General features: G+C 72.2%; 25 protein-coding genes and 1 riboswitch. Of the genes, 13 read left to right on the top strand and 12 right to left on the bottom strand.

Annotation, left to right across the window (positions count from 1 at the left end):
* Positions 1-245 precede the first annotated feature (245 nt).
* The 4 genes from moeB to thiO form a co-directional block, all read right to left on the bottom strand.
* Positions 246-1,427: a molybdopterin-synthase adenylyltransferase MoeB gene (gene moeB, locus ACYSMR_RS02195; RefSeq protein WP_461747240.1), complete on the bottom strand. Its 1,182-nt coding sequence runs from the start codon at positions 1,425-1,427 to the stop codon at positions 246-248.
* Positions 1,424-2,209: a thiazole synthase gene (locus ACYSMR_RS02200; RefSeq protein ID WP_251334200.1), complete on the bottom strand. Its 786-nt coding sequence runs from the start codon at positions 2,207-2,209 to the stop codon at positions 1,424-1,426. Before ACYSMR_RS02200 ends, moeB begins: the two co-directional genes overlap by 4 nt.
* A gap of 66 nt (positions 2,210-2,275) precedes the next feature.
* Entirely contained in the window at positions 2,276-2,515 is a 240-nt protein-coding gene (thiS, locus tag ACYSMR_RS02205; protein ID WP_251334156.1) for a sulfur carrier protein ThiS, read from the bottom strand.
* Positions 2,515-3,801, bottom strand: coding sequence for a glycine oxidase ThiO (thiO, locus tag ACYSMR_RS02210; protein WP_461747241.1), 1,287 nt, complete (start codon positions 3,799-3,801; stop codon positions 2,515-2,517). The genes thiS and thiO overlap by 1 nt, the downstream gene beginning before the upstream one ends.
* Positions 3,795-3,896: riboswitch (TPP riboswitch) on the bottom strand. Its footprint overlaps the gene before it by 7 nt.
* 14 nt (positions 3,897-3,910) lie before the next feature.
* On the opposite strand from thiO, the gene thiE reads away from it, so the two are divergent.
* A complete protein-coding gene (gene thiE, locus ACYSMR_RS02215; protein ID WP_251334158.1) occupies positions 3,911-4,630 on the top strand; it encodes a thiamine phosphate synthase in 720 nt (239 codons plus the stop codon).
* Between the two features lie 134 nt (positions 4,631-4,764).
* On the opposite strand, the gene ACYSMR_RS02220 is transcribed toward thiE, so the two are convergent.
* Positions 4,765-5,352: an XRE family transcriptional regulator gene (locus tag ACYSMR_RS02220; RefSeq protein ID WP_251334159.1), complete on the bottom strand. Its 588-nt coding sequence runs from the start codon at positions 5,350-5,352 to the stop codon at positions 4,765-4,767.
* Positions 5,353-5,490: 138 nt separating this feature from the next.
* Positions 5,491-6,447, bottom strand: coding sequence for a DMT family transporter (locus ACYSMR_RS02225; RefSeq protein WP_461747242.1), 957 nt, complete (start codon positions 6,445-6,447; stop codon positions 5,491-5,493).
* Positions 6,448-6,582: 135 nt separating this feature from the next.
* On the opposite strand from ACYSMR_RS02225, the gene ACYSMR_RS02230 reads away from it, so the two are divergent.
* Both ACYSMR_RS02230 and ACYSMR_RS02235 read left to right on the top strand, forming a co-directional pair.
* Positions 6,583-6,849 carry a hypothetical protein gene (locus ACYSMR_RS02230; protein ID WP_251334161.1) on the top strand — a complete coding sequence of 89 codons (267 nt, stop codon included), beginning with the start codon at positions 6,583-6,585 and terminating at the stop codon, positions 6,847-6,849.
* Between the two features lie 338 nt (positions 6,850-7,187).
* Positions 7,188-7,805: a maleylpyruvate isomerase family mycothiol-dependent enzyme gene (locus ACYSMR_RS02235; RefSeq protein ID WP_251334162.1), complete on the top strand. Its 618-nt coding sequence runs from the start codon at positions 7,188-7,190 to the stop codon at positions 7,803-7,805.
* A gap of 64 nt (positions 7,806-7,869) precedes the next feature.
* Here the strand turns inward: ACYSMR_RS02235 and ACYSMR_RS02240 are convergent, their stop codons facing one another.
* Positions 7,870-8,787 carry a universal stress protein gene (locus ACYSMR_RS02240; protein WP_251334163.1) on the bottom strand — a complete coding sequence of 306 codons (918 nt, stop codon included), beginning with the start codon at positions 8,785-8,787 and terminating at the stop codon, positions 7,870-7,872.
* Positions 8,788-9,087: 300 nt separating this feature from the next.
* On the bottom strand, positions 9,088-9,543 hold the full coding sequence (locus ACYSMR_RS02245) for an Lrp/AsnC family transcriptional regulator (RefSeq protein ID WP_309125446.1): 456 nt from the start codon (positions 9,541-9,543) through the stop codon (positions 9,088-9,090).
* Positions 9,544-9,667: 124 nt separating this feature from the next.
* Between ACYSMR_RS02245 and ACYSMR_RS02250 the strand changes: the two genes are divergently transcribed.
* The 6 genes from ACYSMR_RS02250 (at position 9,668) to ACYSMR_RS02275 (ending at position 15,514) form a co-directional block, all read left to right on the top strand.
* Positions 9,668-11,098: a DUF6421 family protein gene (locus tag ACYSMR_RS02250; RefSeq protein ID WP_461747243.1), complete on the top strand. Its 1,431-nt coding sequence runs from the start codon at positions 9,668-9,670 to the stop codon at positions 11,096-11,098.
* A gap of 3 nt (positions 11,099-11,101) precedes the next feature.
* Positions 11,102-11,785: an SDR family NAD(P)-dependent oxidoreductase gene (locus tag ACYSMR_RS02255; RefSeq protein WP_251334166.1), complete on the top strand. Its 684-nt coding sequence runs from the start codon at positions 11,102-11,104 to the stop codon at positions 11,783-11,785.
* Positions 11,782-12,855, top strand: a complete 1,074-nt coding sequence (locus ACYSMR_RS02260; RefSeq protein ID WP_251334167.1) for a threonine aldolase family protein — start codon at positions 11,782-11,784, stop codon at positions 12,853-12,855. The genes ACYSMR_RS02255 and ACYSMR_RS02260 overlap by 4 nt, the downstream gene beginning before the upstream one ends.
* Before the next feature lie 116 nt (positions 12,856-12,971).
* Complete coding sequence (locus ACYSMR_RS02265) at positions 12,972-13,394, top strand: APC family permease (protein ID WP_251334201.1); 423 nt, start codon at positions 12,972-12,974, stop codon at positions 13,392-13,394.
* 41 nt (positions 13,395-13,435) lie between these two features.
* Positions 13,436-14,179, top strand: coding sequence for a PadR family transcriptional regulator (locus ACYSMR_RS02270; protein ID WP_461747244.1), 744 nt, complete (start codon positions 13,436-13,438; stop codon positions 14,177-14,179).
* Positions 14,180-14,788: 609 nt separating this feature from the next.
* Complete coding sequence (locus ACYSMR_RS02275) at positions 14,789-15,514, top strand: YwaF family protein (protein ID WP_461747245.1); 726 nt, start codon at positions 14,789-14,791, stop codon at positions 15,512-15,514.
* A gap of 328 nt (positions 15,515-15,842) precedes the next feature.
* Here ACYSMR_RS02275 and ACYSMR_RS02280 read toward each other — a convergent pair whose 3' ends face one another.
* The gene (locus ACYSMR_RS02280; RefSeq protein ID WP_461747246.1) at positions 15,843-17,183 is read right to left on the bottom strand and encodes an MFS transporter; all 1,341 of its coding nucleotides are present in this window, start codon (positions 17,181-17,183) and stop codon (positions 15,843-15,845) included.
* A gap of 270 nt (positions 17,184-17,453) precedes the next feature.
* On the opposite strand from ACYSMR_RS02280, the gene ACYSMR_RS02285 reads away from it, so the two are divergent.
* The 3 genes from ACYSMR_RS02285 (at position 17,454) to ACYSMR_RS02295 (ending at position 20,396) form a co-directional block, all read left to right on the top strand.
* Complete coding sequence (locus ACYSMR_RS02285; protein WP_461747247.1) at positions 17,454-18,215, top strand: IclR family transcriptional regulator; 762 nt, start codon at positions 17,454-17,456, stop codon at positions 18,213-18,215.
* Between the two features lie 83 nt (positions 18,216-18,298).
* Positions 18,299-19,174, top strand: coding sequence for a shikimate dehydrogenase (locus ACYSMR_RS02290; protein ID WP_461747248.1), 876 nt, complete (start codon positions 18,299-18,301; stop codon positions 19,172-19,174).
* 1 nt (position 19,175) lies between these two features.
* Positions 19,176-20,396 carry an MFS transporter gene (locus ACYSMR_RS02295; RefSeq protein ID WP_461747249.1) on the top strand — a complete coding sequence of 407 codons (1,221 nt, stop codon included), beginning with the start codon at positions 19,176-19,178 and terminating at the stop codon, positions 20,394-20,396.
* 38 nt (positions 20,397-20,434) lie between these two features.
* Here the strand turns inward: ACYSMR_RS02295 and ACYSMR_RS02300 are convergent, their stop codons facing one another.
* Entirely contained in the window at positions 20,435-20,659 is a 225-nt protein-coding gene (locus ACYSMR_RS02300; protein ID WP_461747250.1) for a hypothetical protein, read from the bottom strand.
* 231 nt (positions 20,660-20,890) lie between these two features.
* On the opposite strand from ACYSMR_RS02300, the gene ACYSMR_RS02305 reads away from it, so the two are divergent.
* Positions 20,891-22,114, top strand: a complete 1,224-nt coding sequence (locus ACYSMR_RS02305; protein WP_461746870.1) for an IS110 family RNA-guided transposase — start codon at positions 20,891-20,893, stop codon at positions 22,112-22,114.
* 538 nt (positions 22,115-22,652) lie between these two features.
* Here the strand turns inward: ACYSMR_RS02305 and ACYSMR_RS02310 are convergent.
* Both ACYSMR_RS02310 and ACYSMR_RS02315 read right to left on the bottom strand, forming a co-directional pair.
* Positions 22,653-23,369, bottom strand: coding sequence for a hemerythrin domain-containing protein (locus ACYSMR_RS02310; RefSeq protein WP_251334174.1), 717 nt, complete (start codon positions 23,367-23,369; stop codon positions 22,653-22,655).
* Positions 23,370-23,699: 330 nt separating this feature from the next.
* Positions 23,700-24,005, bottom strand: coding sequence for a recombinase family protein (locus ACYSMR_RS02315; RefSeq protein WP_461747251.1), 306 nt, complete (start codon positions 24,003-24,005; stop codon positions 23,700-23,702).
* Between the last annotated feature and the right edge of the window lie 178 nt (positions 24,006-24,183).

A 24,183-nucleotide genomic window follows, 5' to 3' on the forward strand; every position in this document is an offset into this window, starting at 1 on the left:
TGTTGTTCGTCGGTCTCACCGGGCTGGGGCCGGTTGGCGAACGCGGCGTGCACGCCGGGGCCGTTCGACCCCGCTGTCAGGCCCCTGCCCCGAGGGGGTCGCCGAAGACGCCGACGGCGCCCTGAGCTGCCGGGTCCGCCGCCCCCCCCCGGGAGGAAATGGGCGGAACGGACGTCAGCGCATGAGTTGCCTGCTCGCGTGGCTGGTGCTCCGGCATGCCGGAGTCCTGCCGTGTCCGGGCTGACTCAGTAGACAGGTTTTCCCGGTTCGATCTGTGCCACCCAGGCCAGGATGCCGCCCTCGAGGTGGCGGAGCCGCTCCTCCCGCTGCGCGAAGTGCGGGCGCAGCGCGGCCAGGGCTGTCGCGGACCGGGCGCCGGCTTTGCAGTGCAGCACCAGGTCCATGCCGAGGACCTCGGCCGGCAGGGCGTCTGCGCCGCGCTCGAGCAGCTCGCTGAGCGGGACGGGGACGGTGCCCGGGATGCTCACCAGCTCTCTCTCCCAGGCCTCCCGCACGTCCACGAGCGCGAAGACGGCCTCGCCGCGCTCGCGGCGGGTCAGCAGCACGGCCAGCTCCTGGGGGCCGAGGACCTCGGCGGGCCCGGGGCCGTGGCCGGGCCGGGCGCAGACCCCCTGGGGGCTCTCGAGCGCGACCACCGGAGGTGCGTCAGGGTCGGGGGTCAGCCGCAGCTCTCGCCAGGTCATGGCGAGGGCGTCGTGGAGCAGGACCCGCCCGAGCAGCGGCTCGCCGACGCCGGTGATCAGCTTGACCGCCTCGGTGACCATGACGGAGCCGACGGTGGCCGGGAGCATCCCGACCACCCCGCCCTCGGCGCAGCTGGGCACCTCCCCGGCCGGCGGGGACTCGGGGTAGAGGTCCCGGTAGGTGGGCCCGTGGCCCGCCCAGAAGACGCTGACCTGGCCCTCGAACCGCAGGATCGAGCCCCATACGACCGGGGTGCGGGTCAGGGCCGCGGCGTCGCTGACCAGGTAGCGGGTGGCGAAGTTGTCCGCGCCGTCCAGCACGAGGTCGTACCGACCGACCAGGTCCACGGCGTTGTCCGCCGTGAGCCGCACGGAGTGGGTGCGCACGTCCACGAGCGGGTTGAGCCGAGCCACCGCGTCGGCGGCGGAGTCGACCTTGGGGCGGCCGATGTCGGCGACGGTGTGGATCACTTGGCGCTGCAGGTTGGAGGCGGTCACGACGTCGTCGTCGACGATCCCCAGCGTGCCCACCCCGGCTGCGGCCAGGTACTGCAGGGCGGGGGCGCCCAGTCCCCCGGCCCCGACGACGAGGACCCGGGCGTTCTTCAACCGCCGCTGGCCGATCGAGCCGACCTCGGCGAGCGCGAGGTGCCGGGCGTAGCGCTCGAGCTCCTCGCACGTCAGTCCTGGGGCGGGTGCGGCAAGTGGGGGCAGCGGGCTCACCGCGGGTGCCCCACGGGCGCCCAGTCCCCGCGCGGCGCGGCGTCCGGGACCTTCCCGCGCCCGGCGGGGCCGATCCGCCCGGCCGTGGGCGAGGAGGCGACGGCGTGGCGGCGGACGGGGATGCGCCCCGCGGTCGCGGCCAGCCGCCCGGCTGCGACGGCGTGGCGCATCGCGGTGGCCATGGCCACCGGGTCCTGGGCCCGGGTGACGGCGCTGGCCAGGAGCACGGCGTCGCAGCCGAGCTCCATGGCCAGGGCGGCCTCGGAGGCGGTGCCGATGCCGGCGTCGAGGATCACGGGCACGGCGGCGCGGGAGGCGATGAGCTCGATGTTGTGCGGGTTGAGGATGCCCAGCCCGGTGCCGATGGGCGCGCCCAGGGGCATGACCGCGGCGGCGCCGAGGTCCTCAAGGCGGCGGGCGACGGCCGGATCGTCGGAGGTGTAGGCGAAGACCTTGAACCCGCGGGCCACCAGTTGCTCGGTGGCGTCCAGCAGCTCCACGACGTCGGGCAGCAGCGTGTCCTCGTCGGCGATGACCTCGAGCTTGACCCAGTCGGTCTCCAGCGCCTCCCGGCCCAGCTCGGCCGTGAGCAGGGCGTCCCGGGCGGTGTAGCAGCCGGCGGTGTTGGGCAGGACGCGGATGGCGTTGCGCTCAAGCAGGGCGAACAGCGAGTCGCCCTGCCCGGGGGCGTAGCGGCGCAGGGCCACGGTGGTCAGCTCGGTGCCGGAGGCCAGCAGGGCCTGCTCCAGGGTGTGCAGGGAGCTCAGGCCCCCGGTGCCCATGATCAGGCGGGAGGACAGCGCCGCGCCGTCGAGGAGCAGCGGGTCGGGGTGCGTGGTGGTCACGGCTCAGCCTCCCTGGACAGCGGTGATGATCTCGACGTCCTGGCCCTGCACCACGGGCGTGCGGTGCCAGCGGCTGCGGGGGACGATCGCGGCGTCGACGGCCACGGCCACGCCCAGGCGGCCCCCGTCCACGGGGTGGCCGTCGGGGCCCAGGGCCCGGCCGACGGTCTCGGCGACGAGGTCGATGACGGTGGTGTCCTCGGCCACGGTGCGCGAGGCGCCGTTGAGGGTGATGGCGGACATCAGATGCTCCTGTTCGGTGGTCCGGCGATCTGCAGATCGAAGCGGTGCGGGTCGGTGGTGGCGAGGTGTGCCGCGTCGGCCGCCGGGTCGGCCCCCGGCTCCCCGGTGACCAGCTGAGCGGCGAGGCGGGCGGCCAGCGGGGTGAGCAGCACGCCGTGGCGGAAATAGCCCGTGGAGACGACCAGCCCGGCCACCGGCTCGCCGCTGTCCGCGCGGACGCGGCCGAGATACGGGATGTCGTCGGGGGTGCCGGGGCGCGCGCGGGCCATGACTTCCGCCAGTTCGAGGTCGGCCACTCCGGGAACCAGCGCCTGGGCGTCGCGCAGCAGCCGGAACACGCCCCCGGCACTGGCCCCGTCCAGCCCGTCCTCCCGGGAGGTGGCCCCGATGACCACGGTCCCGTCGGCGCGCGGCACCAGGTAGACAGGCACACCGTGGACCAGGCCGCGGACGGTGCGCTCGAGCAGTCCGGGCGCTCCCGCGGGCGGGCGCGCCCGCAGGATGTCCCCGTGCACCGGGCGCATCGGCAGCCGGCACCCGACGGGCAGGCCCGCCAGGGCCCCGAGCCCCGCGCCCGGGGACAGGACCGTTTCCGCGGCCGCCACCTCCTGTCCGCCGGCCAGGACGATCCCGGTGACCGCGCCCCGGGCGTCGTGCTGCAGCGCCGCGGCAGGCTCGCGCACGAGGCGGACCGGACCGCCGTCACCGCCTCCGTCGAGGGCCTGATCGCTCGGCAGCGGCGCGGTGAGCGCGGCCAGCAACGCGGCCACGAGCCGGCGCGGGTCGACCTGGTGGTCACCGGGGATCCGGAACGCGGCGGACAGCCGCGGGCTCAGCGCCGGCTCCAGGGCGCGGGCGGTGCGCAGGGGCAGGGGCTGCACGTCCATGCCGTGGCGCAGCTGCAGCTCGCGCAGGTCCGCCAGGGCCTGGCGGTCGGCGGCGTCGACGCCGCAGACCAGGGTCTCGGTGGTGCGGTGGCCCACCGGCTGCCCGGCGGCCCGTTCCAGGGCGGCCACGAAGGCCGGGTACTCGGCGGCCGAGGTCGTCATCAGGGGGTAGAGGGGTTCCTGCTGGTACTGGACCTCGCTGACGGGGGCGAGCATCCCGGCCGCGGCCCGGCTCGCCCCCGAGCCGGGGTCCGGGTCGACCACCGCGACGGAGCGACCGCGGCGGCGCAGCTCCCAGGCGGTGGCGAGGCCGATCAGCCCAGCGCCCACGACCGCGACGTCGACGGCGGCCCCGGAGGGCCCAGGGCCCGGCAGCGCGGCAAGGGGCACGGCGGGCACGGCATGTCCTTTCCTACGGCGGCATGACCCGCATCAGGTGTGGCGGTCGGCGCTCAAGCCCTCTCAGCCCCGGCAGGGCTCCCGCAGAACTGCTGACTAACATCAGCGTGTGACCCAGCATACCCATGACCTCCCCGCCCCCGCCGACCCCGGTCTGCGGCGATCCCGCACCGAGAAGCTCGCCGCCGCCCGGCTGTACCTCTGCACGGACGCCCGCCTGGAACAGGACGACCTCGAGGAGTTCCTGCATGCCGCCTACTCCGGAGGAGCCGACATCGTGCAGCTGCGGGACAAGGCGCTGGACACCGACGCCGAGATCGAGGCGCTGCAGGTGCTGGCCCGGGTGGCCGCCCAGCACGAGAAGCTGTTCGCGGTCAACGACCGCGCGGACGTCGCAGCCCTCGTGGGCGCCGACGTCTTCCACACCGGCCAGCACGACCTCTCTCCCGCCCAGGCCCGCTCCCTGCTCGGCCCCGACGTGCTGATCGGCCGGTCCACCCACGACCTCGGCCAGGCCCGCACCGCACTGGAGGACCCGGACGTCGACTACTTCTGCACCGGTCCCGTGTGGGAGACCCCCACCAAACCAGGCCGCACCGCCACCGGTCTGCGTTTCCTCCGGGAGGTCGCCGACCTCTCGGCCGGCGCCCCGGCCGCGGTCACCAAGCCGTGGTTCGCCATCGGCGGCATCGACGGAACCCGACTTCCCGCAGTCCTCGGCGCCGGGGCCACGCGCGCAGTGGTCGTCCGCGCCCTGACCACATCGGCCGATCCCCACGACACCGCCGACAGGCTCCGCCGCGGACTCGACGCACCGGGCGGACAGTGACGGCGACCAGCAGACCCTGCAGGATCTGCGCCGGCCGGTGGTGATCCTCCAGCAGGAGCACGCTCGCCACGTCCAGCAGCACGAGCATGCGGCGGCTCCCCCGGAGGCTGCCGCCGGGACCGGGGCGGGTGGGCCTAGGCTCCGACGACGACGCGGGTGAACTCGGCCCAGGTGCCGCCGTCGTTGCGGTAGGTGTAGTGCTGGTCGCTGCGGATCCGGCCGGCCTCGCCGGCCCGCACCCGCAGGGCGAGCCCGCTGGTGGTGATGACCAGCTCCCCGGCGTGGACCTCGTGCAGCTCCTCGGTCCCGGCCCTGTCCGGCCGGGCGTGGTAGGTGTCTCCCGGGGCCAGGCGCCAGCGCCACAGCTCGGTGCGCGGGGAGCGCTCGGTGGCGATGAGCAGCACGGCCTCGCTGCCGTGGTCCGAGCTCCACACGCGCACCGCCGTCCCCGCCCGGTGTCCACCGGTGTCCTGCGCGGGTGCCGCGGGCGCCATGGCGAGGGAGACGAAGTCGGTGTCCAGTGCGTGGGCGATGTGGTCGACGGTCACCAGGCTGGGGTTCGCCTGGCCCAGCTCGATCTGGGTCAGCATGCGCCGGCTCACCCCGGCGCGGTCGGAGAGCTCCTGGACGCTCCACCCGCGCTGCCGGCGCCGGTGGCGGATCTGCCGGCCGACCGTGGCGACGAACTCGGCGGTGGCCTCGCCTTTCTCACGGGCGGCCATCCGGCTCCTCCTCGGGAGGCAGCAGGGCGGACAGGGGCGACGCCGTTCTCGCCGGCTGCTCCCCGGACCGGCTCGTCCTCTGCGGAGCCGGCCCGCCCCGGGCCCGAGGCCCGGGAAGTGCTCGATCGCCGGCGCCGGTCACCAGGCCTCGAGGTGTTCCCGGTCCGCGCCCTCACCGGCTCCCGGGGCGGGTGGCCCCCCGGCCTCCGGGCCACGGGGGCGCAGCTCGCTGACCAGGACACCGGCGACGATCAGCACGGCCCCGAGGATCGCCAGACCGGGCAGTCGTTCTCCGGCGAGGCGCCCGATGATCCCGCCCCACACCGGCTCTCCGGCGTAGATGACGGTGGCTCTGGTGGCCGAGACGGAGCGCTGCGCCCAGTTCATCGCCAGCTGGATCAGGATGCTCGCCGCCCCGAGCCCGACGCCGGCCGCCAGCCACACCCAGGAGAATTCCGGGACCTGCTCGCCGGCCACCGGCATCATGGCCAGGGACAGCAGCCCCGCCACCGCCACCTGCACCACGGTCACCCGGCGGGCGTCCACGGTGCCGGCGAAGCGGCTGATGAGCACGATCTCCACCGCGCAGGCCACCGCGCTCAGCAGCGTGACCGTCTCCCCGGTGCTCAGCCCGCCCAGCCCGGCGTCCGGGCCGGCCAGGAGCACCAGTCCGGCGAAGGCGAACGCCACCCCGACCAGGGTCATCGCCCCGGGCGCCCTGCGCAGCAGCACCCACTGCAGCAGGGGCACCATCGGTACGTACAGGGCGGTGATGAACGCCGACTGGCTGGCCGTGATCGTCTGCAGCCCCACTGTCTGCAGCCCGTAGCCCACGAAGATCGACACCCCGATCCCGGCCCCGGCGGCGATCTCGTGCCGGGTGATTCCCCGCAGGGCGCGCCAGAACACGACCGCCCCGATCAGCCCGGCCACCACGAAGCGGATCCCGACGAAGAAGAGCGGTCCGCTGTGCGCCATCGCCACATGGATGATCAGGAAGGTCGCCCCCCAGAGCATGGTGATGCCGATCAGGACCAGCTCGGGGCGGCTGACGCGGAGCCTGGCTCCGCCGTTGCGCAAGAAGGTGTGCCACACGCGCGCCAGCCTATGGGAAATATAGTGCGCACAGCAAGACGGCGCCCTGCCGCCCTGCCGGCCCCCACGGCGCCCGGCCACCGCGCCGGCGGTTCCCTCCCGTGGAGGGCCCGGCTCCGTCGGGGCGGGACCGCCGTGTCCGACCTGCTGCTCGTCATGGCCATCGGTTGCGTCGGCTTCCTGCTGCGCCGCTACGGCTTTCCGCCGGCCCCGGTGATGATCGGGATGGTCCTGGGCCCGCTGGCCGAGACCAGCCTGCGCAACGCCCTGATGTCCTCCGGCGGCCGGGTCGGCACCTTCGTGGGCAGCCCCATCACCTGGAGCCCCTACGGCCTGCTGGCGCTCGTCCTCGCCCACACCGCCGTCCGGAAGCTCCGTGCCGCCCAGCGCCAGGACGTCTGAACCGGCAGCACGCCACCTGGCTGCCGCCGGAGGAGGCCGTTGTCCTCCCGCCGGAGGAGGACGGCCGCCTCTCGGCCTGCGCGCCGCCGGGCCCAGGGAAGCCGGAGGCGGTGGCAACCGTCCGTTCTCGGGCGACGGGATGCTGTCCGCACGCCCGGTGAGGATCTCCGGGGTGCTGCCGCGGCCGAGGGCATCCGGCGGGCAGACGTCGCTTCCTGTTCCTCGCGTCGGGGTGGACTAGCCTCGGCACTGGGCCGGCGGACCGGACCGTGCTCCTGGGCCGGCGGACGTGCACGGGCCCAGGCTGCTGCCGGCGCGACAGGTGAGCGAGGAATCCGATGACCGAGATCTGGCCCGTGGTCCACGCCGAGCGGGCGGCGTTGATCGAGGACCTGCAGACCGTGACGGGGCGGCAGTGGTCCACCCCCTCCCTGTGTCCCGGCTGGGACGTCCACGATGTCCTGGCCCACCTCGTCGACGACGCGAAGACCACCCGGCTGGGATTCCTCCGCGACCTCCTCGCCGCCGGCTTCGACTTCGACCGCCTCAACGCCGGCGGTGTGGCCCGGGAACGCGCCGAGGACCCGGCCCGGACCGTGGAGCGGTTCCGCGAGGTGCACTCACGCACGACCGGCGCCCCGGCCCCGCCGGCCACCCGGCTGGTGGAGGCGTTCGTGCATGGGGAGGACATCCGGCGCCCGCTGGGCATCGGCCACGACTATCCGAGGGCCCACGTGATCACCGCGCTGCGCCACCAGCTGGACACCAGCGGGAGGTTCGGCGGCGGCAGGGAACGAGCACGGGGACTGCACCTGGTGGCCACGGACACCGGCTTCACCACCGGTGTGGGCGAGGACGTGCGAGGGACCGCCATCGCCTTGCTGCTGGCCGTGTCCGGGCGCCCCGTGACCGCCGAAGAGCTCACCGGCCCCGGAGCCGCCCGCCTGAGCGGGTAGGACATGGCCGCCCACCGCCCGTCGCTGACCGGCCGACCCGCCGGCCTGCGCCCCGTCATGCCGATCATGATCGCCGCCCCGGAGCAGGGTCACTCTCCCGGCCGGTGGGGATGATCATCACGGGGCTCTCGCCCCCGTGGAGCACGGCCTGCGACACGGAACCCATCAGCAGGCCCCGGAACCCCCCGTAGCCGCGGCTGCCTACCACCACGAGCTCCGCCGAGCGGCCGGCCTCCACGAGCTCGTCCGCGGGCACCCCGAAGAGCACATGCGTTTCCACCGTCAGATCCGAGTCCTTCGCCCGCACTTCCTCGGCCACCTCGCCCACCATGGCCTGCGCCGGGCCCAGGAGCTGGTCGCGGATCGCCCGGTCCAGATCCACCGACCCCGTGAAGGTGGTCGTGGCCTCCGGGACCACGGTGAGCAAGGTCAGGCCCAGGCCGTGCCGGCCCGCGTAGCAGGTCGCGGCCACGAGCGCGGGATTGTCCGCCCCCAGCCGGTCCACCCCCACCACGACGCGACCGGCGAAAGCACCCGCGCCGGCCCGGGACGCCCGCACCCCGGGCGTCCACCGGCCCGGCAGCACGACCACCGGACACCGCGCGTGGGCCGCCACGGCCGCCGAGACCGAGCCCACCCGCCCACGCACACCGCGCCGGCCGCGCCTGCCCAGCACGAGCCCCGAGACCGTCCGCGAGCGCTCCACCAGCACCCCGGCGGGGTCACCGCGGGCCACCACCCCCACCGCCGGGACACCGCGCTCCTGCGCTCGCGCCACGGCCTGGCCCGCGACCGTGCCCGCCTCCTCCTCGACCGCCGCCAGGAAGGAGCCGTAGAGGCTGGTCTCCACCGCCACGGGGCGCCCGGTGGAGACCACCACCTGCAGCTCGGCCGACAGCACCGCCGCCTCCCGGAGGGCCCACTCCAGGGCACGGTCGCTGTGCTGGGACCCGTCGTAGCCCAGGACGATCTGCTCTGCCATGGTGGGGCGCTCCGTTCACCCGGGGCCCTCCGGGGCCGCGGCGGTGGTTCCCACCGTAGCGAGCACCTCCCGCCGGCGTCGCATGAGCACCGGCTCCGCCGGACATGTTTCACGCGGCGGCCGGCAGCCGCGCGCACGCCCGTCGACGACCGGCACGCCCTCGGCGGGCGGATCCACCAGCGTTGCCGTTGCATCCGCACCCCGGACCCCAGCACGGTGGTCCGTCTCCGGCGTGCCCCGCCGAGCACCCAGCGCGCCCCGGCGTGGGCCCTCAGAGGGTCCAGGGGTCGGAGGCGGTCCTCACGCTTCAGCAGTGGGCAGCATGGGCCGATGCTCGTAGAAGGTCTGCAGCACCACCGTGGTGCGGGTGTTGACGGACGCTACGTGGCGCACCTCGTTGACGAGCGCCTCGAGCTCCTTCGGTGAGCCGACCCTGACGAACAGCATGTAGGCGGCGTCGCCGGCAACCGAGTGGCAGGCCTCGATCGCCGTGAGCGACTGCAGGAGCTCGGGGGCGTTGTCGGGCTGACGAGGATCGAGCGGTGTGATCTCGATGAATGCGGCCAGCGGTTTGCCAATGGCTTCGGGGTCGAGAATCGCCTGGTAGGCGACGATCACGCCGCTGCTCTCGAGCTTTCGCAGCCGTGCCTGCACTGCCGAGGTCGAAAGGCCGACCCGTTCGGACAGCTGGGCGAGAGTGGCACGCGGATCGTGCGAGACCGCGGTGGCCAGTCGCACGTCGACAGGGTCGTCCATGCGGGGAAGGCTATCAGCTGATCATCCCGAAGGGGTTGACACGACCGTAAGCACGTGTGAATGTTCCTGTCTATGAGCTAGATCACCGGACAATTTCCGTTGATTCCGTGACAGGAGGGGTTGAATGTCCACGTCACTGCAGACGGTGCAGGCCATCATCGGCGAGCCCGAGGTCGTCGAGGACGCCGGCACCGTGGAGTCGAGTCCCGCGTGGCTCCGGCTCAAGTCGGCAGCCACCGAACTGCAGGCGCTGCAGATCAAGGACGGTTCGATTCCCGAACCCGCCGACCACCCGACCGCGCGCGAGCACGTCGAGGTGATCGTGGAGTCGGTCGCCGAGCTCGCACCGCTGTTCCCGCACGGTGCGGCGTACCTGGCGGCCCTGCCCGGTGACTTCGCGCGCTGGGTCGACGGCGGCTTCGGGGAGCCGGACTTCCTCGACTCCCTCGTCGCGTTCCAGCCCCAGCAGCACCGCATCGACGGCATCCGGCACCTCGTCGTGTTCCCCATGTACACCCAGAACGGCTCGGCGAACCGGCACGTCGAGGCGCTGATCGTCGAGGCGATCTGGCCGGAGTTCATCGCCGAGCTCGAGGCCGGGGACTACGGCAACGAGCTGTTCCTGTCCCTGCGGCTGATCGACTTCACCCCGGGATACGACTCCAACTCGGCGGTCCTGTTCCCCGAGACGGTCGCCGTGCGGCAGACCCCGCCGTTCACCTGGGGGGCGATCTTCCAGGACCGCGAGGCGGCACGCTACCGTCGCGTGGTCACCGCGGCCGCCGACATCACGAAGCTGGACCTGCCCGACGACGCCGCGGCACTTCTCGCCGACCAGGACCTCGCCGAGAAGACCTTCGTGATGTGGGACCTCATCCACGACCGCACGCACATGCGCGGCGACCTGCCGTTCGACCCGTTCATGATCAAGCAGCGGATGCCGTTCTTCCTGTACACCCTGGAGGAACTGCGCTGCGACCTGACGGCGTTCCGGGAATCGGTCACGATCGAGCGTGCCCTCACGGCGCGCACGGCAGCCGGCGAAGAGCTCACCGACCTCGAGGAGCAGACCCGCCGGCACGGGAAGCTCGTGCAGTACGCGGTGATCTTCGACCGGATCTTCCGTTTCGCCATCACCGGTTCGCGCGTGCGCAACTACGACGGGCTGGGCGGGCAGCTGCTGTTCGCCTGGCTCCACCGGAAGCACGTGCTGCAGTGGCGTGACGTAGAGCTCAGCTTCGACTGGGAGAGGGTCGCCGATGCGGTCGTCGAGCTCGGCGACCGCATCGACCGGCTGTACTGGGAGTCGATCGACCGGCCGAAGACGGTGCACTGGTTGAAGGCCTACGAGCTCATCGCCTCCGTCGTCGCCCCGCACCCTGCGTCAGCGTGGGCCGAGGGGCTCCCCCGCGAGGTGCTGGCCGGACCGCCGAAGGGGTACACGGACCTGGTGCTGGACGACGAGTTCCCGCTGTCGATGTTCTTCGAAGCGCTCGACAAGAAGATGAAGGACGTCGTCGCATCGACGACCGGCATCCGCGCCACGGACGACTGAGCGATGACCGATCCGACCGGACGCACCGTGCTGATCGCGGGCGCCACCAGCGCGTCCGGCCTGGCGGCGGCGCGGGCCCTGACCTCCGCCGGGGCCCGCGTCGTCGCCACGGGGCGCAGCGCGGAGAAGCTCGCTCCCCTCGCCGCACTGGGGGCGCTCACGGAAACGGTGGACCTGGCGGACGAGCGGGCCGTGCTCGCCCTCGCCCGCAGGCTGCACGACCGTGGCTCGTCGATCGACGGGCTCCTCCACCTCGTCGGCGGCTGGCGCGGCGGGGGTGGGATCGCCGGGCAGACGGAGGAGGACTACCGCGCGCTGGAGACCTCCTTCACCGCGCTGCGGCACGTGAGCCGCGCCTTCGACGACGACCTGCGGACCTCGCCCGCGGGACGGCTGGCGATCGTGTCCTCGACCGCAGTGGACCGCCCGCTGGCGGGAGGCGCCAACTACGCCGCCGTGAAGGCCGCGAGCGAGGCCTGGACCCGGGCGGTGGCGCAGGGATACGCGAAGGCCGCCCGCGAGGCCGGCGAACCGCTGCGCGCTGCAGCCGTGATCTTCCGGGTGCGGGCCCTGGCCGGCCTGGAGGACCGTCTCGCCGCCGCCTACGCCGGGCTGTGGGGCGCCGAGGCGGCGGAGCTGAACGGCTCGACCGTCGACATCCAGGAGAAGAAGCGAGGACCCGAATGAAAAGAGCTCATGACGTGCAGCTGCGAGGATTCGCCTCCGACAACTACTCCGGGGTGCACCCGGAGGTGCTGGAAGCGCTCGCCGAGGCCAACGGCGGCCATCAGGTCGCCTACGGCGAGGACGAGTACACAGCACGGCTGCAGGACGTGATCGTGCGGCACTTCGGCGAAGGCGCTTCGGTGTGGCCGATGTTCAACGGCACGGGCGCCAACGTCGTCGGGCTGCAGTCCATGCTCCCCCGCTGGGGCGCGGTGATCTGCGCGGACACCGCGCACATCCACGTCGATGAGGGCGGTGCGCCAGAGAAGTCCGCCGGCATCAAGCTCCTCACCGTCCCGACGGACGACGGCAAGCTCACCCCCGAGCTGATGGCGGCAGAGGCCTGGGGCTGGGGGGACGAGCACCGTGCCCAGCCGCTCGTCGTCCACATCACCCAGCCCACCGAGCTCGGCACCCTGTACACACCGGAGGAGCTCCGCGCCATCACGGGCTACGCGCACGCGCACAACATGTCCGTCTACATGGACGGGGCCCGGCTCTCGAACGCGGCGGCCGCCCTGGGGCTGCCCCTGCGCGCCTTCACCACCGACGTCGGCATCGACGTGCTCGCCCTGGGCGGCACCAAGAACGGGGCTCTCGGCGCCGAGGCCGTGGTGGTCCTCAACGAGGCCGCATCCCAGGGGCTGGTCTACCTGCGGAAGAACCAGATGCAGCTGGCGTCGAAGATGCGGTTCGTCTCGGCCCAGCTGCTGGCGCTGCTGGACGGCGACCTGTACCTGCGCAACGCGGGCCGTGCGAACGCGATGGCCCGGCGTCTTCGCGACGGCATCGAGGCGGGCATGGCCGACGGGTCGTTGCGAGGCGTGACCTTCACGCAGGAGACCCAGGTGAACGCCGTCTTCGCCACCTTGCCCGGCGGCACCGCGGACCGCCTGCGCCGGCGGTTCCGGTTCTACGACTGGGACGCCGCGAAGGGCGAGGTCCGCTGGGTGTGCAGCTTCGACACCACGGAGGAGGACGTCGACGCCTTCCTGGGCGCCCTTCGTGCCGAGCTCGTCCCGGTCGGCTGACCCCCCGGGGGGGGAAGCGGGAGGCGCCCGGTCCACGACGGTGAGCCCGCGGAGGCGGGTTCCTGCCGCCGCCGGCCCCGCGCGCCCTCGCCCGCCTGGACCGCCGCGGCGTGCCGATGACCGCGCTGGTGGCCACCACCGCGGTCGGGGCCGCCTGCTTCCTCACCACCTTCATCGGCGACGGCGCCGCCTACGTCTGGCTGGTCAGCGCCTCCGGGCTGGCCGGGTTCATCGTGTGGACGGGCATCGCCTGGAGCCACTACCGCTTCCGCCGGGCCTACACCATCCAGGGCCACGACCTCGCCGACCTGCCCTTCCGCGCCCGGCTCTTCCCCCTGGGGCCGCTGCTGGCCCTGGCCCTGTGCGCGGTGGTCATCCTCGGGCAGAACTACCAGGCCCTCACCGGCGACCTCGACCTGCTCGCGGCCCTGTCGGCCTACCTCGGCCTGCCCCTGTTCCTGGCCCTGTGGGCCGGCCACCGCCTCCTCACCGGCAGCCGCACCGTCCGCTACCAGGACGCCGACCTCACCCGCCCCTGACCCCCCGTGGTTCCGGGACCGAGCCAGCTCCATCCGGTGGCGTGCGCCCGGACCACGATCCCTGTCCGGTCCACCACCGGTCAACGTGGAACTCCGAGGACCCGGACAGGTCGACCGGGATCCGCTGCCGGCGCTCTCCTCGGAGGCGCACCTCACAGCTCTTCTCATCGCACCGCTCCGACGGGAGCCCGCAGAAGCATCCTCGGGAAGCGCACGCATCGGGTCCCGCGACCAGAACGACTCATCGCCCTTGCTCCGGGAGACGACCCCTGCGGTCCGGGACCCGGCAGCGATCTGCGGAGCCACACCCCCGAGGACCACATGCCACGTGTCAGCTCAGACCGGGGGGCCGACCTACGGGTACACGATCGCCGCCGAGCTGGCCCAGGCAGGAATCGGGGGACGTCAAGGGCGGCACGCTCTATCCCCTGCCGGCCCGACTCGAGAAGAACAGCCTGGTCAGCACCGAGTGGAGGGCCGGTGAAGGCGGGCCGGGCCGGAAGTACTTCGCCCTCACCGAGGCCGGCCGCACCGGGCTGGAGCAGGGCATCGCCCAGTGGCGGACGTTCTCGGCCACGGTCACCGACTATCCGTCCACCGGCATCACCGGCAACGCGCCGCAGCCCCCCGCCCCCGTGCTCCTCGAGGAGGACACCATGAACACCACCCCCACACCCAGGTACTGTCCCCTGAGGTCCGGCAGCGCCCGTTCGTGCAGGCCCACCGGAAGTGGTGCGACGGCTTCGTGGTGGAACTGCGCCTGCTCGAGGTTCCCGGGCCGGTGATCGGAGACCGCCCCGGCGAGGTGGAGACCCGCTGCGCGGCCACCGGGAGCACGCCGGCCGAGGCCTTCGGCGACCCACTCGCCTACGCCACCCAGATCGCCCAGGACGGCACCACGGAGCCGGTCTCCGGGGCCCGGAGGATCACCGCACTCTCCGCCGCCCAGGTGATGGCCATGCTGGTGGGCACCACGGCGGTCACCGACTGGGTCCGGGGCGAGGACCTGGTTTACAACGTCGTCCCGGTGGGGCTCCTGAGCCTGTTCCTGCTGGTGCTCCTGTGCCTGCCCAGGATCATCCGCCCCCTGGTGCGCCACCTCTGGGCGGCCGGCGTCCCCCTGGCCGGCGGGGTCCCGCTGCTGGCGCTGCGGGCGGCGCTCTCCAGCCAGTTCGACCTGCCGATCGCACTGCGCCTTCCCTCCGCGCCGATCACCATCGGCCTGTTCGTGGTGGTCCTGGTCCTGGCGTGGCTCCAGCACCGCGAACTGGCTCGCGGCCTCTGCACCGGCCCGGGAGGCGTCCCTCTCCATTCTTGTTCCTGGGTGCGTCTTCTCCCGCCCTGGCGCTCGGCCTCGGGAATCTATAATCCCGGCAGGTGGAGGGGGGACGGCGATGCCCGACGAGGAGGTCTTCGTACCCTACGGCCCCACGCACTGGGCTGCTCTGGGCGTCTGCGTCCTCGGTGCCGTGATCGTGGTGATGCTGGGCCGCCGTCTACGGGACACCGAAGCCGAGGTGGTCTTCTCCCGGGCCTTCGCCTCGGTGCTGACCGCGTACACGGTGACGATGCTCGTCTACCGGTGCTTGCCGGGCAATTTCGACGTCCACATCTCTCTGCCGGTCCACCTCTCGGACCTCGCATGGATGGTCGCTGTCATCGCCCTGTGGACGCGGGTCCACTGGGCGATGGCGCTCACCTACTACTGGGGACTGACTCTCAATCCGCAGGCTGTTCTCACCCCGGCCCTCGACTCGCCGGACTTCCCCCACATCGACTTCATCGACCTCTGGGTCCAGCACATCCTGGTGCTCTGGGCAACCCTGTACCTGATGTGGGGACGCGGTGGCCGCGTCGACTGGCGCAGCTACCGCCTGACCATGGTCGTCACTGTCACGTGGGCGACGGCGACTCTCGGGCTCAACAGCTGGCTGGGGACCAATTACGGCTTCCTCAACGGGAAGCCGGCTCACCCCTCGCTCCTCGACCTGTTCGGTCCCTGGCCGTGGTACCTGCTGGTGGAGTTGCTCATCATCACCGCGGCGTGGGCGCTCATCACCTGGCCGTGGACGATCCGGGGGCCGGGCAGGGCCGATACCCGGACTGGTGCGGCAGGCTGAGACCGCACGACCGCAGGGCATCGGTTCAGGCTCACCGCGGCGGCGGGCTGGTTCACCACCCGATGGGCGTGCTGGCGGCCGATCAGTCCGGCGCCGACGACGGCGGTGCGCAGGTGGGGCTCATCGGTCACCCTTCGGGATGGGTGCGGACCCGGCCGTCCGCACCGGCGCTGCTGGGCGCGCAGGCAGCAGCCGTCACGGTCCTGCTCCTTCTCGGCTGTGGGTGGTTGCCATGACGGTGGGCCCCGGAAGATCGGGGATCTTCCGGGGCCCACCGCTCTGACGCGGTGCCTCGGAGCAGGGTTTTCCCCCCGGGAGGGTGGACGGTTCAGCGGCTGACGGCGCCGTGGGCTTCGGGGTGGTGGACCGGTTTGCCCAGCTGCTCCAAGGGGGTGCGGTAGGTCTCCTTGGCCCACAGGGCGCCGATGGTGGCGATGACCGAGGAGCCGGCCACGATCCAGGCGGCCGGGCCCCAGTTGGCGGGGTCCCCGCCGACCAGGGCGGTGCCCAGGGTGGGGGTGAAGCCGGCGCAGAGGATGCCGATCTGCAGGCCGATGGCCATCCCGGAGTAGCGGACCCGGACGTTGAACAGCTCAGGGAACCAGCCCGGGTAGATCGAGTTGGACATCGCGTAGGTGCCGGCGGTGATCAGCGTGCTGGCCAGGAAGATCATCGGGATGTTGCCGGTGGAGAGCACGTTGAAGTAGACGAAGATCAGCACGGCCGAGCCGGTGACCCCGCCGATGAACATCGGTTTGCGCCCGAACCGGTCGGACAGGGCGGCGAACAGCGGCTGGGAGAAGATCGCCAGGACGTTGCCGAGGATGCTCACCCACAGCATGGTGGAGGTCGGGATGCCCACGATCTTGGTGGCGTAGGCCAGCCCGAACGACTGCATGAAGGTGTTGGTCACGGTCTGGAAGGACATCAGGGTGACCTGGAAGAACTGGGCCGGGTGGGTGCGGAACATCTCGGCGAAGGGCAGCTTGACCAGGTCGTGGTGCTCGGCCTTCTCCTCGAAGACCTCCGGCTCCTCCAGGGACCGGCGCACCAGGTAGGCCACCACCAGCACGACCAGCGAGAGCCAGAACGGGATCCGCCAGCCCCAGGACAGGCGGGCCTCCTCCGACATGGCCGCCACCGGCAGGAAGGCCAGGGAGGCCAGCACGATGCCGGCGGAGATCCCGCTCATGGCGAAGCTGGGGAAGAACCCCCGGCGCCCGACCGGGGACTCCTCCATGGTCAGGGCCGAGGCACCGGCGGTCTCACCACCGGCGGACATGCCCTGCAGGATGCGCAGGAACACCAGCAGCCCCGGAGCCCAGTACCCGGCGGTGGCGAAGTCCGGGAGCACGCCGATGAGGAAGGTCGCCCCACCCATCAGCACCAGCGTTATCACCAGGGTGTTCTTGCGCCCGATCTTGTCGCCCAGGTGGCCGAACACGAACGCCCCCAGCGGGCGGAAGACGTAGCCGACGCCGAAGACGGCGAAGGACTGGATCAGGGCGACCGTGGGATCCCCGGCGGGGAAGAAGATCTGGCTGAAGATCAGCGAGGCCGCGGTGGCGTAGATGAAGAAGTCGTAGTACTCCAGCGCACCGCCCAGGAAGGCGGCCAGGGAGGCCTTCTTCGCCCGCTTGAGCTGGTACTGGGCCCGGGCCGGGGACACGGCCTCGGGGGCAGAACCTGCCGATGTTTGAGGTGACATGGTCGTCGCTCCTACTGGATCAGGGAAGGCGGGCGCCTGCGCCCCCTCCGTCGGTCGTCATCCCGCGCGGCGGCGGGGGCCTGTTCGGTGGGTGAGTCGTGGGACGTCTCCCCATCCCACCGGTATGGCGGGAAGTGTTCCGCCGACCTCATTCCAACTATTGGCAATGTATGCTGTATGTTGGAAGATAAGCATGAGGCAGATCACAGCACACGTCAACATGGGAGCGTCATGGCCACGGACAGATCCGGCACGGCGGGCAAGGCCCTGGGGGTCCTGACCCTGCTGGGGGACTACCCCGGCGGGGCGACGACCGGGCAGATCGCCGAGGCGACCGGCTATCCCTTCAGCACCGCCTACCGCCTGCTGAATACCTTGGTCGACACCGGCTTCGCCACCTACGACCCGACCGACAAGCGCTACCAGCTGGGCCTGCGGATCTACCAGCTGGGCCAGAAGGTCGCCCACCACCGCGGCTTCGAGGGCTCGGCCGTGCCGATCCTGCAGCACCTGACCGAGGTCACCGGGGAGAGCTCCGTGCTGCACGTGCTCGACGGGGACCAGAGCCTCACGGTGCACAAGGTCGACGGACCGCAGTTCCGCACCACCAGCGACCCCGGCGACCGCAGCCCCCTGCACACCACCGCCTCCGGCAAGGTGCTGCTGGCCTTCGCCGATCGCACCACCCGCGAGCACCTGCTCGAGACCGTCGACTTGACCCCGCGCACCGAGCACTCCATCACCGACCGCGACGAGCTGGCCCGCCAGGTCGAGCAGATCCGGACCCAGGGATGGGCGGCCCAGTCGGAGGAGAACGACATCGGCATGGCCGCCATCGCCGCCCCGGTCCTGTCCTCCTCGGGTCGGCTGATCGCCGCGGTCACCCTGGCCGCCCCGATGTTCCGGGCAACCTTGGAAGACCTGTGCCAGCACCTGCCCCACCTGCAGGAAGCCACCGCCGAGCTGGGCCTGAAGCTGCCCCAGCGCCCGTGAACGGAACCGTACCGGCTCCGTCGTCCTGCGTCCCCACCGCACACCCCAGGGCCTGTCTTGGCCGCCTTATCCGAGGAGTTCCCATGAGCACCGTTTCCGAGTCCTACCTGGTCGGCCTGATCGGTGAGGGCATCACCGCCAGCCTCACCCCGGCCATGCACGAAGCAGAAGCAGCCCACCACGGCCTGCACTACCTCTACCGGCCCGTGGACCTGGAGGTCATCGGCCGCCCCGCCACCGAGGTGGGCGAGCTGCTGCGCGCCGGGCGGGACCTGGGCTTCAACGCCTTCAACATCACCCACCCCTGCAAGCAGCTGGTCCTGGCCCACCTGGACGAGATCGCCCCCGCAGCGGCCGCCCTGGGCGCGGTGAACACCGTGCTCATCCGCGACGGACGGTTCCTCGGCCACAACACCGACCACTCCGGCTTCGCCGCCGGACTCGCCACGCAGCTGCCCGAAGTCCCCCGGGAGCACGTGGTCCAGATCGGCACCGGCGGAGCCGGCTCCGCGGTGGCCTCCGCCCTGCTCTCCTCAGGAGTAAGCACCCTGCACCTGTTCGACCTCGACCCCGCCCGCGCCGCCGAGCGCGCGGCGGCCCTGGCCGCGCTGCACCCCGACCGGCAGGTCACCGCCGCCACCGCCGACACCCTGCCCGCGCTGATCCGCTCCGCCGACGGGGTGGTCAACGCCACCCCGGTGGGCATGCACCACCACCCCGGCACCCCCTTCGACACCGGCCTGCTCGACGGGCACCAGTGGGTGGCCGACGTCATCTACCTGCCCGTGGACACCGAGCTCGTCGTCGCCGCCCGCGCCGCCGGGTGCCGGGTCCTCGACGGCGGGCACATGGCCGTGGGCCAGGCCGCCGACGCCTTCGGCCTGATCACCGGGATCACCCCGGACCGGACCCGGATGCGCACCCACTTCCTGGACCTCCTCCACGTCCAGCAGGGCTGAGGTGCATCCCCGCCCCGTCCCGCGCCAGGCTTTGCCCTGGGTCCTCGTCGGGATCGTCCTCGTCGCGCTGAGCCTGCGCGCCCCGATCATCGCCCCCACCCCGGTCATCACCGACATCCGGTCCGACCTGGGGCTCTCCGCGGCCGCGGCGGGCCTGCTCACCGGCCTGCCGGTGCTGCTCTTCGCGCTGGTCACGCCCCTGGCGGCGCGGCTGATCAGCCGCGCCGGCCCGGAGGCCGCAGTCCTGGCCTGCCTGGGCGGTGTGCTGGCCGGCACCGTGATCCGCTCGGCCGGCCCCGCCCCGGTGGTCCTGGCCGGCACCGTGGTCATCGGCGCTGCGATCACCATCGGCAACATCGTCGTGCCGGTGATCATCCGCCGTGACGTGTCCTGGCGCCGGGTGCCCATGGCAACTGGCGTCTACACCGCTGCCCTCAACGTCGGATCGATGATCACCGCCCTGGGCACCGCCCCGCTGGCCGCCCACATCGGATGGCGCTGGGCCCTGGTCACCTGGGGCGTCCTGACCCTGGGGGCCCTGGTCTTCTGGCTGGTCGTGGCCCGCCGCCGGGCCGGCACACCGCCGGCCGCCGCATCCACCCCCACCGAGCCCAGCACGACCACCGGGGCGCTGAGGCAGGCCCGGGGCACCGCGCAGATCAAGCGCATCGGCTGGCTGCTGACCTTCGCCTTCAGCGGCCAGGCCTTCTCCTACTACTCCGTCACCACCTGGCTACCCACCCTGCTGGCCGACACCCGCGGGCTGAGCCTGGCAGCCTCTGGCGTGAGTGCCTCGCTGTTCCAGGTCGCCGCCATCGCCGGGGCCCTGGGGGTGCCCGTGCTGGCCGCCCGCACCCCGGCCTGGACGCCCGTGGCCGTCATCGGGGTCCTGTGGGTCGCCCTGCCCATCGGCCTGCTCATCGCCCCCGGGGGATACATCGGGTGGTCGATCGTCGGCGGCATCGCCCAGGGCGGGGGCTTCGTCGCGATCTTCTCCATCGTCGCCCGCATCGTGCGCAGCGATGCCGAGGCCGCCACCACCTCGGCCCGGATCCAGGGCACGGGCTACATCGCCGCCACGATCGGTCCTCCCCTGGTCGGGGGCCTGAACTCCGTCACCGGAGGATGGTCCGCTCCCCTGCTGGTGATCCTGGCGGCGACCCTGATCTTCCTGACCGGTGGGCTGCTGGCAGCCCGCCAGACCCAGCGCGGCAGCGCATGAGAACTCATGTCATGACGTGCTGGGCTGCCGATGGCTGATCAGGGCTTGAACCGTTCCACCAGGTGGCCCTTGGCCGGCCCGATCGGACCATTCCGGGTGGCCACCGTCTCCTGCGCCCCGCGGATCTGCTTCGCCTCGGCGAAGGCTACGGCCGCATGCGCCACCAGGGCCCCGATCTCCTCGAAGTCCTCCTCGAGAGCGTCGTGGTCGGCCCCGTAGACATCCAGCGCCCCGAGGACGTCGCCCCCCGTTACCTTTTTCATGGCTCTTCAGTCCGTCAGGATGAGAGGTGCTGACCGGTCGGTTGCCGGCATGATCGTTGCCCCCAGTCGCCCATGATCCGGGGGGTGTTGTCACCGGCAACCGGTCCGGTGGTCACGGATCGCTGATAGAGGCGGGATCTCCTTCGAGGACCTTCGTAACGTGGATGCCGAGCGTGACCACCACCCGGCCGGTCAGTAGACGCTGTGGGCCCACGTTGAGGAGGCAACACCATGAGCGAGCAACGCCCGGCCGTGTTCATCGGCCTGGACGTCGGCAAGTCCGACCACCACGCGGTGGCCGTGACGAGCACCGGGAAGACGGTCTATGACAAGGCGCTGCCTAACGACGAGGCCCGGCTGCGCGCGATCCTCGAGGAGCTGGTTGCAATCCACGGGCCGGCGCTGATGGTCGTGGACCAGCCAGCCACCATCGGCGCCCTGCCGGTGGCCGTGGCCGAAGCCACCGAGCAGGTTGAGGTGGCGTATCTGCCCGGGTTGGCGATGCGCCGCATCGCCGACCTGCACCCGGGGAGTGCGAAGACCGACGCCCGGGACGCGTTCATCATCGCCGAGGCGGCCCGCACCATGGCCCACACCCTGCGGAACATCCGGGTGGATGAGGCTCAGATTGCTGAGCTGGCGGTGCTGGCCGGTTTCGACGACGACCTGGCCGCCCAGATCACCGCGACCAGTAATCGGTTGCGCGGGATGCTCACCCAGATCCACCCCGCCCTCGAAAGGGTGCTGGGACCGCGGGTGACCCACCCGGCGGTGGCGGATCTGCTCACCCGCTACCCCACCCCGGCGAAGCTGGCCGCGGCCGGCAGGGGCCACGTGCGGGCGAGGCTGAAGAAGCACGCCCCCCGCCTGGCCGAGTCGTTGACCGAGGAGATCTTCGAGGCCCTGGCCCAGCAGACCGTGGTGGTGGCCGGCACCGAGGCCGCGACCACCGTGGTGCCCATCCTGGCCGGGCAGCTGGGCGCCCTGATCCACCAGCGGGCGACGGTGGCTACCCAGGTCGAGGCCCTCGTGGAGGCCCACCCTCTTTGCCCGGTCCTGACCTCGATGCCCGGAGTGGGGGCCAGGACCGCCGCGAGAATCCTCACCGAGGTCGTGGGCAAAGACTTCGCCGATGCCGGGCACCTGGCCTCTTACGCCGGGATCGCCCCGGTCACAAGACGGTCGGGGACCTCGATCCGCGGCGAGCACGCTCCCAGGGGTGGGAACAAACGCCTCAAGAGAGCCCTGTTCCTCTCGGCCTTCGCCTCGCTCCACCATCCGCCCTCGAGGGCCTACTACGACCGGAAACGCGCCCAGGGCAAGCGCCACAACCAGGCGATCATCGCCCTGGCCCGCCGCCGGACCGACGTGCTCTTCGCCATGCTCAGGAACGGCACCCTCTACCAAGACCCCACCGGGCCCCAAACGCCGTCAACGGTGGCCCTGGCCGCTTGACCAAAACCATAGAGGCACCCCCCCGCGGCTGGAAGCACAGCAGGGATGTCCTCCCGGCCGCGGCGGCGGCCGGGGCGAAGGCCGACCACCGGGCTCGACCCGAGAATTCGGCGCCCGCGCGATCCGCTGCCGGTAGGGCGCATCCAGGCACGGGCCCTCCCCGGTGGCCCAGGGAGGGCGTCCACGTCCCGGGGCAGGCCGGACGAGGGGGCGAGGGAGGAAGTGGTCCGGTGTTTCTGCGCCACTGAGACCGAGGCCGCCGCCCCGGGAATCCGCTGCCGGGCCGCGTGGGCCATGGTCGTCGGGGTCGCCTCGAGGTCGGCATCATCCTGCAGCCGGCGGGCTCGCTCGCTCAGCCGCCCAGCCGGCTCCCCGGGGAGCCACTGGCCGTGGTGACCGGCGGAATCACCGGTGTTCTTGGAGTAAAGCGGCGTGTTCCCTGTGTTCCCGTGCGCGCCGGCGCACCGGAGGACTCCTCCTGCTTCTCAACGTGGTGTCCCGCGATGGTGGTCATGAGCGGACTGCTGCGCGGGAGGGGTCAGGGCTCCGTGGAGCGGGTGGAGGGATCCTCACCGCGGCGCATCACCGACAGGTGTTCGACCCTGTGGGCGAGGCCGCTCAGGCGTGCGCTGACCGCCCGCAGCCCGGGAGCGGTCCGTCCGGGGCCGCGCAGGACTGCGGTGTCCACGAGATCCCGGGCTCGGTCGAGCACCGACAGCGGGAGGGCCGCCACGGCGTTGCCCGGCGGTCGGCGCGCCACCACGGGGTGGGCGCGGGTCGGAGCGGTGCGGCGCACCACCTCCCAGGCCAGCCCGAGGCCCCGCAGCCGGGCCTGGTCCAGGGCGGCCTGCAGCCGCGGCAACAGCACGTCCTCCTCATCGCGCACGTCCTCGCGCAGCACCTCGGCCAGCCGGGCCAGCAGGGGCCCCCGTCCGGCGTCGTCCCCGTCCATGGCCTCGAGCCGGGTGACGAGCTCGTTGACCTCCTGGTGCTCGCGCTCCACCTCCAGTGTCAGCTCGTGGCCGTCGGGCAGGACCTTTCGCATGACCGGCCACAGCACGGCCTCCTCGGCGAAGGCGTGGGGGAACACCAGCCGGTAGATCCGCAGCAGCACCCGCCCCTGGGCGGCACCGGTGGCGCCCTCGAGTTCCTCCAGCAGGTCCTGCAGCCTGACATGGTCCCGTTTCTGCCGGGTGAGCACGCTCAGCCGCCCCCCGAGTTCGTGCGCGTTCTGTTCGGCGATGGATCTCATCATGATGACCTTTCACCAGGGGCCCGTTCCGGGCCAGCTGATCGGGGATGGCCGTGCTGGTATGCACGGGAGGACAGTGCCGGCGCCGTCCTGCCCGGATCGTGCTCTGCGCCGCTGATCCCCCTTCCCGGACATGTTAAGCCTGCTGATAGACGATTCGTTGTCCACCTTCCGGCAATCGTCCGCGGTCGGAGCAGGCTGAAAGCGGAAGGGGTCTCGCCGCAGGGACCAGGATGTGGTTCCGAGAGCAGTTCTTCGGTGCGGCATCACTGCCGCTACGGCGCTGCCGCCGACCTCACCACGCCCTGCCTGAACAAGGCCTGCTCCCCCCCTTCACTCGGCATGTCGTGACAGCGCAAGAACTCGACACGCTTGGGACCCGTGGCATCCTTCCCCGACAACGGATGGTCGTCCGCCCAGCCCCCTGCCCGCGGCCTGGCGCCTGGCAACCGAGTTCGTGATGCGTACGCGTGTGATCTCCAGTTCCCTCTGGGCCAGGGCGGCCAGGGCGGCCATGACGGTGAGGACCGCCGAGCCCGTCGGGGTGGCGGTGTCCACGTCTCCCCCACCGAGGTGGAGCACCGGCAACCTGACACCCCTGCTGCCCAGGTGCTCGGCGAGGACCGGCAGGTCCTGCACTCATCGACGATGCGGCGCAGGAACCCCTGCGACACACACAGCGCGACCTGTCTGCGGAGGCCTGGTGCGGGCGGTGGCGCGGCCGGTGCCATGTGGGTGGATACGGAGGAGCCGCGAGACGTGCTGATCAGTTCATAGGCACGGGCAACGGCTCGTCAGCTGTCGCTGACGAGCCGTT

This window comes from Kocuria sp. U4B (assembly GCF_054875615.1).

Bases quoted from the DNA above. Each gene is read 5' to 3' on its own strand.
- ACYSMR_RS02200 (WP_251334200.1), bottom strand. From the start codon at position 2,209: ATGGGCACCGGGGGCCTGAGCTCCCTGCACACCCTGGAGCAGGCCCTG.
- thiS (WP_251334156.1), bottom strand. From the start codon at position 2,515: ATGTCCGCCATCACCCTCAACGGCGCCTCGCGCACCGTGGCCGAGGAC.
- ACYSMR_RS02220 (WP_251334159.1), bottom strand. From the start codon at position 5,352: ATGGCCGCCCGTGAGAAAGGCGAGGCCACCGCCGAGTTCGTCGCCACG.
- ACYSMR_RS02235 (WP_251334162.1), top strand. From the start codon at position 7,188: ATGACCGAGATCTGGCCCGTGGTCCACGCCGAGCGGGCGGCGTTGATC.
- ACYSMR_RS02240 (WP_251334163.1), bottom strand. From the start codon at position 8,787: ATGGCAGAGCAGATCGTCCTGGGCTACGACGGGTCCCAGCACAGCGAC.
- ACYSMR_RS02245 (WP_309125446.1), bottom strand. From the start codon at position 9,543: ATGGACGACCCTGTCGACGTGCGACTGGCCACCGCGGTCTCGCACGAT.
- ACYSMR_RS02250 (WP_461747243.1), top strand. From the start codon at position 9,668: ATGTCCACGTCACTGCAGACGGTGCAGGCCATCATCGGCGAGCCCGAG.
- ACYSMR_RS02255 (WP_251334166.1), top strand. From the start codon at position 11,102: ATGACCGATCCGACCGGACGCACCGTGCTGATCGCGGGCGCCACCAGC.
- ACYSMR_RS02260 (WP_251334167.1), top strand. From the start codon at position 11,782: ATGAAAAGAGCTCATGACGTGCAGCTGCGAGGATTCGCCTCCGACAAC.
- ACYSMR_RS02265 (WP_251334201.1), top strand. From the start codon at position 12,972: ATGACCGCGCTGGTGGCCACCACCGCGGTCGGGGCCGCCTGCTTCCTC.
- ACYSMR_RS02275 (WP_461747245.1), top strand. From the start codon at position 14,789: ATGCCCGACGAGGAGGTCTTCGTACCCTACGGCCCCACGCACTGGGCT.
- ACYSMR_RS02285 (WP_461747247.1), top strand. From the start codon at position 17,454: ATGGCCACGGACAGATCCGGCACGGCGGGCAAGGCCCTGGGGGTCCTG.
- ACYSMR_RS02290 (WP_461747248.1), top strand. From the start codon at position 18,299: ATGAGCACCGTTTCCGAGTCCTACCTGGTCGGCCTGATCGGTGAGGGC.
- ACYSMR_RS02300 (WP_461747250.1), bottom strand. From the start codon at position 20,659: ATGAAAAAGGTAACGGGGGGCGACGTCCTCGGGGCGCTGGATGTCTAC.
- ACYSMR_RS02305 (WP_461746870.1), top strand. From the start codon at position 20,891: ATGAGCGAGCAACGCCCGGCCGTGTTCATCGGCCTGGACGTCGGCAAG.
- ACYSMR_RS02310 (WP_251334174.1), bottom strand. From the start codon at position 23,369: ATGATGAGATCCATCGCCGAACAGAACGCGCACGAACTCGGGGGGCGG.